General features: G+C 34.7%; 11 protein-coding genes and 1 pseudogene. 10 read left to right on the top strand and 2 right to left on the bottom strand.

All coding sequences use genetic code 11. The features are described 5' to 3' along the window. The first annotated feature begins 42 nt into the window (after positions 1–42). From ABH957_RS22535 to ABH957_RS22580, 10 genes and pseudogenes are all read left to right on the top strand, one after another. Positions 43–747 carry a metallophosphoesterase family protein gene (locus ABH957_RS22535; protein WP_404457144.1) on the top strand — a complete coding sequence of 235 codons (705 nt, stop codon included), beginning with the start codon at positions 43–45 and terminating at the stop codon, positions 745–747. Between the two features lie 212 nt (positions 748–959). Beyond that, positions 960–1,631 carry a response regulator transcription factor gene (locus tag ABH957_RS22540; RefSeq protein ID WP_113937945.1) on the top strand — a complete coding sequence of 224 codons (672 nt, stop codon included), beginning with the start codon at positions 960–962 and terminating at the stop codon, positions 1,629–1,631. Positions 1,632–1,642: 11 nt separating this feature from the next. Further along, complete coding sequence (locus tag ABH957_RS22545; RefSeq protein ID WP_404448651.1) at positions 1,643–2,878, top strand: sensor histidine kinase; 1,236 nt, start codon at positions 1,643–1,645, stop codon at positions 2,876–2,878. Positions 2,879–3,112: 234 nt separating this feature from the next. Continuing rightward, a complete protein-coding gene (locus ABH957_RS22550) occupies positions 3,113–3,934 on the top strand; it encodes a transporter (RefSeq protein ID WP_404448649.1) in 822 nt (273 codons plus the stop codon). Between the two features lie 42 nt (positions 3,935–3,976). Continuing rightward, positions 3,977–4,705 (top strand): C39 family peptidase, encoded by a 729-nt coding sequence (locus tag ABH957_RS22555; protein ID WP_404448647.1) that lies wholly within the window; start codon positions 3,977–3,979, stop codon positions 4,703–4,705. 421 nt (positions 4,706–5,126) lie between these two features. Then, a pseudogene (locus tag ABH957_RS22560) lies at positions 5,127–5,759 on the top strand (methyl-accepting chemotaxis protein); the annotation flags it as partial. A gap of 78 nt (positions 5,760–5,837) precedes the next feature. After that, positions 5,838–7,442, top strand: a complete 1,605-nt coding sequence (locus tag ABH957_RS22565; RefSeq protein ID WP_404448645.1) for a sensor histidine kinase — start codon at positions 5,838–5,840, stop codon at positions 7,440–7,442. Next, positions 7,439–8,146, top strand: a complete 708-nt coding sequence (locus tag ABH957_RS22570; RefSeq protein WP_404448643.1) for a response regulator — start codon at positions 7,439–7,441, stop codon at positions 8,144–8,146. The genes ABH957_RS22565 and ABH957_RS22570 overlap by 4 nt, the downstream gene beginning before the upstream one ends. 122 nt (positions 8,147–8,268) lie before the next feature. Next, on the top strand, positions 8,269–9,615 hold the full coding sequence (locus ABH957_RS22575; RefSeq protein ID WP_404448641.1) for a 2-hydroxycarboxylate transporter family protein: 1,347 nt from the start codon (positions 8,269–8,271) through the stop codon (positions 9,613–9,615). A 59-nt stretch (positions 9,616–9,674) separates the two neighbouring features. Beyond that, positions 9,675–10,877, top strand: coding sequence for an NAD(P)-dependent malic enzyme (locus ABH957_RS22580; protein WP_404448639.1), 1,203 nt, complete (start codon positions 9,675–9,677; stop codon positions 10,875–10,877). A gap of 202 nt (positions 10,878–11,079) precedes the next feature. Here the strand turns inward: ABH957_RS22580 and ABH957_RS22585 are convergent, their stop codons facing one another. Together ABH957_RS22585 and ABH957_RS22590 are read right to left on the bottom strand one after the other, a co-directional pair. Continuing rightward, positions 11,080–11,202: a hypothetical protein gene (locus ABH957_RS22585; RefSeq protein WP_016093371.1), complete on the bottom strand. Its 123-nt coding sequence runs from the start codon at positions 11,200–11,202 to the stop codon at positions 11,080–11,082. 120 nt (positions 11,203–11,322) lie between these two features. Further along, positions 11,323–11,847 (bottom strand): DUF4871 domain-containing protein, encoded by a 525-nt coding sequence (locus tag ABH957_RS22590; protein ID WP_002029695.1) that lies wholly within the window; start codon positions 11,845–11,847, stop codon positions 11,323–11,325. Positions 11,848–11,918 lie beyond the last annotated feature (71 nt).

Below are 11,918 nucleotides of genomic sequence, written 5' to 3' on the forward strand. Positions count from 1 at the left end.
TCTATAATTAGAAAGAGAATGGTTTAGAAAGAAGGAGAAGAAATGAAGAGAATACTTGTTATTAGTGATATTCATGGAGAAATAGAAAAGTTCGAACAGTTATTGGAAGAAGCTCAATACGATGCAAGACAGGATCAATTGATTTTATTAGGGGATTATGTAGATCGTGGTCCAAATGCGCGTGCAGTAATTGAAAAGGTAAAAGAGTTAACAGAAGAGGGAGCCCTCGTTCTAAAGGGCAATCATGAAGATATGATGATCAAGGCGTTAACGACTGATGAGGAACGTTCATGGAACCATTGGGTAAAAAGGAATGGTGGAGATAAAACGTTATATAGCTATGGATTTGTAGAAGAAGACATTGCGGTTAATGAGGAAAACTTCCAAAAACCGATTTTACAATCTCATATATTAGAGGAACATGTAACGTTTATTCAAGAATTAGATCATTACATTGAAACAGAAGAGTATATCTTTGTACATGCTGGTGTTGAGCCGATGAACCGAGTTTCTGAATCTGAACCATATACATTAATGTGGATCCGTAATGAATTTCATAATGGATATAGCGGCGAAAAGGTTGTTGTATTTGGCCATACGGAAACAAAAACGCTTCATGGTAGTGAGAATTGCGGAGTGTATTTTGGTAGTAATCGTATTATTGGAATTGATGGCGGGGCTGTGTATGGTGGTCAGTTAAATTGTTTGGAGTTGCCAAGTAAAAAGGTATATGTAGTAAAAAATTGAAAGAGATAAGAGGAATCTTATTTCTTTCAATTTTTTATTAAGCAAAATTTAAGAAAGAGCCTTTATAATAAAGGTTCAAAATTTTATATCGAGCAAAACTTTAGAAGGAAATAGTTGAAAATGAAATTACATAATATGATTACATTATTTCGTTATGAAGAGAAGAGATGCAATAATAAAGAGAGTTGAAATAGATTGTGGAAGGTGAGAATATGCGCTTACTTGTAGTAGAAGATAATGCCTCGTTATTAGAGTCTATCGTACAAATTTTACGCGATGAATTTGAAGTAGATACAGCATTGAATGGAGAAGATGGATTATTTCTAGCTTTACAGAATATATATGATGCCATTTTGCTTGATGTGATGATGCCAGAAATGGACGGTTTTGAAGTGATTCAAAAAATACGTGATGAAAAGATTGAAACACCAGTCCTGTTTTTGACAGCGAGGGATTCTTTAGAAGATCGAGTGAAAGGGTTGGACTTTGGTGGAGATGATTATATTGTTAAACCGTTTCAGGCCCCTGAATTAAAAGCGAGAATTCGTGCATTACTACGCAGAAGTGGTAGTTTAACAACACAGCAGACCATTCGCTATAAAGGAATTGAATTGTTCGGAAAAGATAAAGACATTCAAGTAGATGGACAAGGTATTAAGCTGACATTAAAACAATACGAGCTACTAGAGTACCTCATTCAAAATAGCGGGAAGATTTTAATGCGTGAACAAATTTTCGATCGTGTTTGGGGATTTGATTCGGATACAACAGTAGCCATAGTAGAAGTGTATGTTCATCATTTACGTAAAAAATTAGAACCATTCGGTTATCAGAAAGATATTCAAACTGTTCGTGGTATTGGATATATATTAAAAGAACAATGAAAAAGGGAAGTATGTTTCAAAAAACACGCATTCGTTTGACTATAGTAAATTCATTAGTTTTTATCGTATTAATTGGGGTATTAGGCAGTATAATTTATTTATACACATATAATCGAATTTATGGTGCAGTAGATAAATCATTTGAAAAAATAATTGAATATAAAGATGGGGTTAAATCTAAGAATCCTCCAAAGGGAGGCATGAAAAATATTCAAATTGGGGATCCAAGAGTCATGAAGTTGTTCTGGAAGGGAAATACAATCTCAATGGATGAGAAAAACCCTAGATTTTTCTCTATTTTTACAGAGAATATTCCAGCTTTTGCGCCAAAGAAATTAGGAGTTCTTCAGGATATAGAAGTAAAGGGGCATTATTTCAGAACATTAGCGTTTCAGGATGACGGACAAATTGTGCAAATCGTACGCGATACAACAGCCGAAAAAGAAATGATAAATACTTTATTTTTAATTCTCGTTATAGGTTGCAGCATAGGAAGTCTATGTGCAATAGGAATCGGCTTTTTCCTAGCGGGTAGAGCACTCATACCGATTCAAAATTCATGGGAGAAACAGCAGCAGTTCGTTTCGGACGCATCGCATGAATTAAGAACACCACTTGCGGTTATTCAATCAAAAACAGATGTATTATTCCAGTCACCATCTGCGACGATAGAAGAAAAGGCGATGGATATTTCTACAATTTCAAAGGAATGTAGACGGCTATCAAAACTAGTTAACAATTTATTATTGTTAGCACGTTCGGATTCTAATCAAATCGAGATGGATAAGAAAACATTTGAAGTGGATAAATTGTTAGAAGAAATAGTAGATCCATATAAAGAGATTGCTTCTTATCAAGAAAAAGAGATGATATTAAAAGTAGAACGTGACATATCGTTTATTGGCGATAGAGAGAGAATTCATCAATTGATGGTCATATTGCTAGATAATGCAATGAAGTATACGAATGAAGGTGGACATATTCAAATTACTTGTATGCAAACGAGTAGTTCGATTCGCATACAAGTGAAGGATAACGGGATAGGAGTTAAAGAAGTGGATATTCCAAAGTTATTTGATCGTTTTTATCAAGGAGATAAAGCAAGAAGTCCATCAGAAGGAGCGGGGTTAGGTCTTTCAATCGCTAATTGGATTGTAGAAAAGCATTATGGAAAAATATCGGTAGAGAGCAAATGGGGAGAAGGAACTTGTTTTGAAGTGATTTTCCCTAAAAACCAAAGAATATAAGTGAGAAGACGATCTTGTTTTTACAAGGTCGTCTTTTTTTTAAGGGAAAGTTAAGAAACAACTTGTATCATGTATTACATAATGGAAACTTGTGATGGAAAGAAAAGTTGTAAGTTTTTTTGAATGAACTGGATAAATCATAAGGTTATTTCTAACAGAGATGAAGTTTATGTATAGTATAAAAAAAATTATGGGAAAGCTGGGAAAAGAAAGCGTGAGAGGGAGGAAGAAGTCTTGAAAAAGAAAATGATGACGGTATTCACTATTGGAGTAATGAGTTTAAGTATATTAGGGGGTGCCTCTCCTTCTGGAATGAAAAAAGGAAAGACAGATTACACGCAGCGTAGTAAAGAACAATTAAATGATGGGAAAATACATGCAATGCATACAGAAGAAAAAGCAGAAAAGTTAGGCATTGAAACGGATGGGAAAGAACAAATTACGTTAGAAAAGGAAATTCATGAAACGGAAGTAGGAAGAGAAGCAGAAAAATTAGGTATCTCGGTAGAAGGAAAAGATGTTGGAATTCTTTCAGAAGAAATTTATGAAACAAAAGTGAGGCAAGAAGCGTTAAAATTAGGAATATCTATAGAGAATACGTCGATTGTAAGTTTAATTGATCAAATTAATAAGATTAAAATTAATAATGAAGCAGAAAAGCTTGGTGTTTCAACTGAAGGAAAAGAAATAGAAGACATTGCGGAAGAAATCTACGGCACGAAAGTTAAAGAAGAGGCAGAAAAGCTAGGTATTGCTCAACAAGGAAAAGAGATGGAAGAGTTAGCACAAGAAGTGTACGAACAAAAAGTACAGGAAGAAGCAAAAAAATATCATATTGATTTATATGGCAAAGATATATATCAAGTATTAAGAGAAATAAATGAGCAAAAGGTAATAGAAATAGCAGATGAGCTGGGTATGGATAGAGCGAATTTGAATATTCAAGATTTAGCGGAGAAGATAAATCTTGAACAACCTGAAAAGGGAAAAGAGCTTAAGTTTGTTCCTATGGTTCAAACAGATGCTGATGCGTTTTATTCGTATTTAACGAATTAAAAGGGCGTGAGGGTGATACGAAAATGGAAGTGGTATATATGTATGGCCGTATTTTGTATAGGGATATGGGGTGCATATACAAATGGAATTACAAAGTATGTGGAGAAAGTAAAGGGGTTACTATTTTCAAGTATACAAAGTCAAAAACGAATAGAGTTTAGTAATAACAATGAAAAAGTCATGTTATCAAATGTGCCTTTAATTCAGCAGTTACCAGAGTTAGATAGAGGCTGCGAAGTAACAAGTTTAGCGATGATGTTACAATATGCGGGTGTTTCTATAGATAAGATGAAATTAGCGAGTGACATCAAAAAGGTAGATTTTTTAGACGATGGTGTAAGAGGAAATCCGAATGAAGGATTTGTGGGGAACATTTATACGTTTTCTGAATCGGGATACGGTGTATATCATGGACCGCTTTTTCAATTAGCAAAAAAATATTTACCGAATGAAGCTATAGATTTAACAGGAAAAAGTATAGAAGAAATTTATAAGAGTGTAAAATCAGGACAACCGGTAGTCATGATTACAAATGCAACATATGCCCCACTAGATGAGGATGAATTCACTATATGGGAAACAAATGGTGGAGATGTTTCCATTACTTATAATGAACATTGTGTTGTTCTTGTTGGATATGATAAGGAGTCTGTATATATTCAAGATCCACTTAATGAAAGCCCGAATATCAGTGTATCGAGAGAAGATTTTGAAAAGGCGTGGGTACAGATGGGGAGTCAGGCAATTAGTTATATAAAGAGCTCTAAATAAATTAGGACGGAGAGTTTTAACAATATAGTTATAAGGTGAAGGATAGAGATTTAAGGAATTATAAGAGGAATTTTGTAGGATGTGTTTTTTTGAATAAAAGTTGTTAAGAAACAAGAGAACTTTAGCCATATATAATGCTAAAGTTCTTTTATTTTTATCATTAAAATACCTAGAAGCAGTGAATATGTAAAAATGCATAATTGACGAAAGGATTACATTTTATCGTTATATATTGTTTTATGTATGTTACTTGTATAAAATTACACAAGTATTCACATTACACAAAGGAGGTTTATTATGCAAAATATATTTAACTGGGTTAAATGTATGAGTATCAAGAAAAAATTAATCATTTCATTTTTTATTATTTTAACTATACCAGGACTTATTATCGGTGGTGTTTCATATCAAACCGCCAAAACAAATGCAGTCTATTTCTAGGTCGGTATCCCAGTCAGATGCTATTATTAAACTTCTTGATGAGAAATCAAAGCAGGTAGGAGCTATTTCTGAAGCAATTCAAAATATTGCTACTCAGACGAACTTATTAGCTTTAAATGCGGCTATTGAGGCGGCAAGAGCAGGTGAGCAGGGAAGAGGATTTGCTATTGTAGCTGATGAAGTTAGAAAATTAGCAGAGCAATCAGGAGAATCATCTGGAGAGATTGCAAATTTAATTGCAGAAATTAAGGCTGATATTGAACATACTGTTAAGGCAATGGATAATGTGAGTGGGGAAGTCCAACAAGGCTTAGATGTTGTAACAAAAACGAAAGTAAGTTTTACAGAAATTTTAAGTTCTACTACTCATATTGTTTCTCAAGTTAATCAAATGGTAGAAACAACGAAGAGAATCGCTGGAGATGCAAATGAAGTGACAAACGCTATTGATGAAATTGCAGCGGCTGCAGAAGAAAATACAGCTAGTATGCAAAGTGTTGCAGCTTCAACAGAAGAACAAGTAAATTCGATGAAAGAAATTAGTTCGGCTTCGCAAAACTTAGCTGAGATGGCCGAAGAACTACAAGCAATGACTAGTAAATTTAAAGTATAATAACAGCAAATAAGTAAGGTGAAAATAATATCACCTTATTTATTTTTATATTCAGTAATTAGGGGAGTCATTAACGGGATGAAAAAAAGAAAAAGACTATGGAATTTATGGAAAACGATTACATTGTTAGTTTGTACAGTTGTAATTTTTTCTTTACTTGTTACAGATATATTAATTAGTCATAATGTAGAGCGGACAACGGAGGATAGCCAGGCAGAGAAAGCGAAAACAATTGCACATATTGTGGCGAATGATTCGATTGTAATCGATGGTTTGATTGGGAAAGCAGATACTTCTGCAATTCAAACGTATACAAATAGAATATTAAAAAACACAGGTGTTCAATTTATTGTAGTTATGGACATGAATGGAATAAGAAAATCACATCCAGATCCTCAAAAAATAGGTCATCATTTTATTGGGGGAGATGAAGGGCCTGCATTGAAAGGAAAGGAACATGTATCGCTAGCAGAAGGAACTTTAGGTATTTCAATGCGAGTGTTTGTACCTATATTTTCTGAAACAGGTGAACAACTTGGCGCGGTGGCCGTTGGTATCTCGGCAGATAATGTAAAAGAGAGAGTTAAGGAAAGTAGACATATTATTTATATCGGTGTCGGAGTTGGAGTATTAGTCGGACTTATAGGAGCAATATTGCTAGCTAGGCATATAAAGAAAAGTTTATTCGGTCTTGAGCCGCACAGGATAGCGAAAATTCTTGAAGAAAGAAATACGATGTTACAATCTGTAAAAGAAGGCATTATTGCTGTAGATAAAGAGGCGAGAGTAACATTAATTAATAATGAAGCGAAACGGCTATTTAAAAAAAGTGGACTGGAAGAAGATTTTATTGGTAAAGATGTTGAGTTGTATATGCCAAATTCGCGTATAAAAGAAGTGTTGCAAACGGGAGAGGTACAATTAAACGAAGAACAAAATATTTATGGAATTACGATTGTGACGAATCGTGTTCCTTTATATGTAAAAGGAGAAATAGTTGGCGCAATTGCAACATTTCGTGATAAAACAGAGATTAGAAAACTAGCCGAGGAACTAACTGGTATTAGGCTATATGCGGAAGCATTACGGGCACAATCTCATGAGTTTATGAATAAGATGCATGTCGTATTAGGGCTTACACATATGAAACAATATGAAGAATTACAAAAGTATATAAGCGGCATGGTATCAGAGCATCAATATGAAATTGGTGGGGTTATGAAAAGAATAAAAAGTCCAGTATTTGCTGGTTTTTTACTAGGTAAACTTAGCTATGCTAGGGAGAAAAATATAAAGTTAATTATAAGTGAAGATTCTTACTTGCCGGAAATATATGATGAAAGTATTACTCATGAACTTATTACGATTGTAGGGAACTTAATAGATAATGCATTAGAGGCAGTGATACATTGCAAAAAGAAACAAGTTGAAGTTGGGATACAATATCAGAATGCATTAACTATTACAGTGCAAGATACGGGGAAAGGTATAGAAGAAGACGCAGTGGATGCATTATTTACAAAAGGTTATTCCACAAAAGGGGATAATCGCGGTTATGGTTTGTATCTTGTAAAAGAAAGTATACAGCGAATAAATGGGGAGATTGACATTTCCTCCTTATTAGGAGAGGGAACAACGATAACAATTGAAATACCTAAAGGTAGGGATGAGAAGCAAATATGATTAAAGTTTTAATTGTAGAAGATGATCCGATGGTTGCGATGTTAAATACACTCTATTTAGAGCAAGTGGGAGGGTTTGAACTTGTCCATGCAGTTAACTCAGTTAAAGAAGCGATAGAAGTGTTAGAGAAGTCACGAGTAGACTTCATATTACTTGATATTTTTATGCCTGAGGAGACTGGATTTGAGCTTTTAATGTATATTCGAAATCAAGAAAAAGAAATTGATATTATGATGATTTCAGCTGTACATGATATGGGAAGTATTAAAAAAGCATTACAATATGGAGTTGTAGACTATTTAATTAAACCATTTACATTTGAACGCTTTAAGGAAGCATTAACGGTGTATCGAGAAAAATTTACTTTCATGAAAGAACAACAAAAAATTAGTCAATCGGAACTAGATTCACTAATTTTACAAAAAGACAAAAGAGAGGCTCTTGTTACTAAAGAGCTTCCAAAAGGGTTAACAAAGCAAACGTTGCAACTAATTTGGCAGAAAATCGAATCGCTTAATGGACAAGCATTTACAACTGATGAAATGGCGCAATTAGTAGGGGTTTCGAGAGTTTCTATTCGAAAGTATGTAATGTTTTTGACTGAAATCGGAGTATTAGAGAATGAAATGGTGTATCAAAATGTGGGAAGACCGGTGAGTAAATTAAGGTGTATTGACCGGAATAAAATAGACTTTTACGTATAAGCGGCTTATTATAAGTCGCTTATACTTTTTTTAATTACAAAACCAATTACAAAACTTACAAAAACTATTCTTAATATTGAAAGCGTTTTAATATTGTTATTAAGAAAACAAGGGGGTGCCATATGGGAATTCAAAAGAATGTGGAAGCGGTATCATTTTCTGAAGGCAATGAATTGAAAAATGAATCTTTCGCTTCTAAAATTATGAACGTTAAAATCGGTGTTATACCTTTACCGTTATATGTAGTATTGGCTGCTATTATTTATGGAGCATCTGTATATAATAAATTACCAGCAGATATGATTGGTGGTTTTGCAGTTATTATGATCATGGGTATTTTCTTAGGTGATATTGGAATGAGAATTCCAATATTAAAAAATATCGGTGGTCCAGCAATTCTCTCATTATTTATTCCATCGTTACTTGTATTTTTTAACTGGATGAATCCAGCTTCAATGGAAGCTGCCACTATGTTAATGAAAAAATCGAACTTTTTATATTTATATATTTCTTGTTTAGTAGTTGGAAGTATTTTAGGAATGAACCGGAAAGTGTTAGTACAAGGTTTCGTTCGCATGTTTATTCCTTTAGTAGTAGGAACGTTAGCTTCTGTAGCAGTAGGCTTATTAGTCGGCTCACTATTTGGATTTGAAATGAAGCAGACATTCTTCTTTATCATTGTACCTATTGTGAGTGGTGGTATTGGAGAAGGGATTTTACCATTGTCACTAGCTTACAGCGATATTTTAAACGAATCATCAGCAACGTTTGTATCACAGCTTATTCCGGCAGCTATTATTGGGAATATGTTTGCAATCGTGAGTGCAGGGTATATGAAGCGTTTAGGTGAGAAGAGACCTGAGCTTAGTGGTAACGGTGTATTAGTGAAAACAGATAATCAAGCAGAGTTATTAAAAGAACAAAATACAGAGAAGCCAATTGACTTCTCATTAATGGGAGCAGGTTTATTAATTGCGTGTACGTTCTTCATCTTTGGAGGATTTGCTTCTAAGTTCATCGGTATTCCAGGAGCAATCATTATGATTTTCTCAGCGGCACTTGTGAAATACTTTAAATTAATGCCAGCAAAAATGGAACAAGGAGCATTCCATTTATATAAATTTATTTCAAAGAATTTAACTTGGCCATTAATGGTCGGATTAGGATTGCTATATATTCCGTTAAAAGACGTAGCAGCAGTTCTTTCTGTAGGATATGTTGTTGTTTGTGCATCGGTTGTTCTTACAATGGTAGCGTCAGGTTTTCTTATAGGAAAAGTGATGAAAATGTATCCAGTTGAATCAGCGATTGTAACTGGATGTCATAGCGGTTTAGGTGGAACTGGAGATGTTGCTATTTTATCAGCTTCAAATCGTATGGAATTAATGCCATTTGCGCAAATTTCGACGCGTTTAGGCGGGGCAGCAATGGTTGTAACAGCGACAATCTTATTAACAATGTTTTCATGATCAAACAAGCTAGCTATATTCATATAGCTAGCTTGTCAAATTAAGGGGAGATTATAAGTATGTTAGAAAATCAAATTAATGAAAGATCATTGTTATTGCATAAAGAGTTAGTAGGGAAAATTGAGATTACAAGTAAGGTAGAAGTAAATACAGCGGATGATTTAAGCCTGACTTATACACCAGGTGTAGCGGAGTCTTGCAAAGCAATTGCGGCAGATGAAGAAACAGCGTATGACTATACAGCACGTGGTAATATGGTTGCAGTTGTTTCAGATGGAACTGCAGTACTTGGTTTAGGGAATATTGGACCGAAAGCGGCTATGCCTGTTATGGAAGGGAAAAGTATTTTATTTAAAAAGTTTGCGAATGTAGATGCTTTCCCGTTATGTTTAGGGACGACTGATGTGGATGAAATCGTTACCCTTGTTAAAAATTTAGAGCCTACATTTGCAGGAATTAATTTAGAAGATATTGCAGCACCACGTTGCTTTGAAATTGAAAGACGATTAAAAGAAGAAACGAATATTCCTGTATTCCATGATGATCAACATGGGACGGCTATTGTCGTTTTAGCAGCTGTTATTAATGCACTAAAAGTTGTAAGTAAACAAATGGACGATGTGAAAATTGTTATTAACGGTGCGGGTTCGGCAGGAATTGCAATTGGAAAATTATTATTAAAAGCTGGCGCAAAACACATTACGTTAGTTAGTTTAGAAGGTATTGTTTGTGAAGGTGAAACATGGATGAACGAAGCGCAAATCGAAGTTTCAAAGAAGACAAATCGAGAATATGTACGTGGAACATTAAAGGAAGCGATTCATCAAGCTGATATTTTCATCGGTGTATCTGCTCCAAACGTATTAACGAAAGAACTTATACAGACGATGAACGAGAAACAAATTGTGTTTGCAATGGCGAATCCAATTCCAGAAATATTCCCAGAAGATGCATTAGAGGCTGGAGCTGCTGTAGTTGGAACTGGTCGTTCTGATTATTCAAATCAAGTAAATAATGTATTAGCGTTCCCTGGTATATTCCGTGGTGCATTAGACGTACGCGCGACTGATATTACAGAAGAGATGAAATTAGCAGCAGCATATGGGATCGCTAACATAATTACGGACGAAGAGCGTAATGCGAATTATGTAATTCCAAATCCATTAGATAAAAGAGTTGTTCCAAGTGTTGCAGAAGTAGTAGCGAAAGCAGCCATCGATTCAGGAGTGGCACAGATTACGAAAATGCCAAGTTATAAATAGTCAAAAGCAGCGCCTTAAAAAGGCACTGCTTTTTTTGAGATAAGAAATCAAAATAATGAAGAAGTGTAAATTTATTCAAGCCCCTTTCATTATTTATCCCGCATTAACGGGCAGTAAGACTCCCAACTCAAAATTCAGTGGATGCAAGGAAGTTAGTTGGGAGATCCACTGCCCGTAAAAGCCCGATTGGTTCAACTAATATTCAGCGGGGGATGGGGAAAACCCCCACTGAATAAAGTTTCACTTTATTTAATTCCATTGCAACTTGTTTACCATTTATTAAAACCTCAGTTACTGCTACGATCACTTCTATCATTTTTTTCATCTCTCATCTCTCCTTGCGTCATTTCTTACTTTAAGTATAAGAGAAGAGAGATAATCCACCTATCGAAGTACGTGACGTAGAAATTACATTGTTGTAAGGAAGTGTTTCAGTTTTGTCACTTTATTCGGCATTGATTACAAATTGATCATAATATCTTTCATTCACATATATGTTTAATACCCATAATCCAGATGAAGGTAGTGACATTACGAGAGGGAGTTCCTTTACGGTTGTATCGACTGTATTTGAAGTAGTCCAAGTTTGTTTGGAGGTTTCTTTTTGAAAGAGTACTGGTGTTGGAGTTGTAGTTCCTTGTTTTAACGCGATAATAGATAGTTTTCCAGTTGGCATTTCAGGATCCAGGAAGAACCACATTATTTCATTTTGCTCATTTGCGATAATAGAGCTATCAGCCATTGCAATTTTTCTTTCAATGCCTTTTAACGGTATTTTTCCTTCTACGAATGATGGTGCTTCTTCCCAATTTACATCTTTTAAGACACTAAGGTGAAAAAAGGAAGGTGCGTTAATTTGAGAGGATGACGTTTCTATTACTTCTTTTTTAGGTGCTGTTGAATCGGGTTGCGATTGCGCGCAGCCAGTAATGAGGAAGGAGAAAAGTAGCATAGTTCCGATTTTTTTCATAGTGCCACACTCCTAATTTTTATTGTTAGTGTAATTGTATTTGCTAGAAGACGAGACAATTCCTTTAAATC

The sequence above is a fragment of the Bacillus sp. RC242 genome (assembly GCF_044908245.1).
Taxonomy (GTDB): Bacteria; Bacillota; Bacilli; order Bacillales; family Bacillaceae_G; genus Bacillus_A; species Bacillus_A mycoides.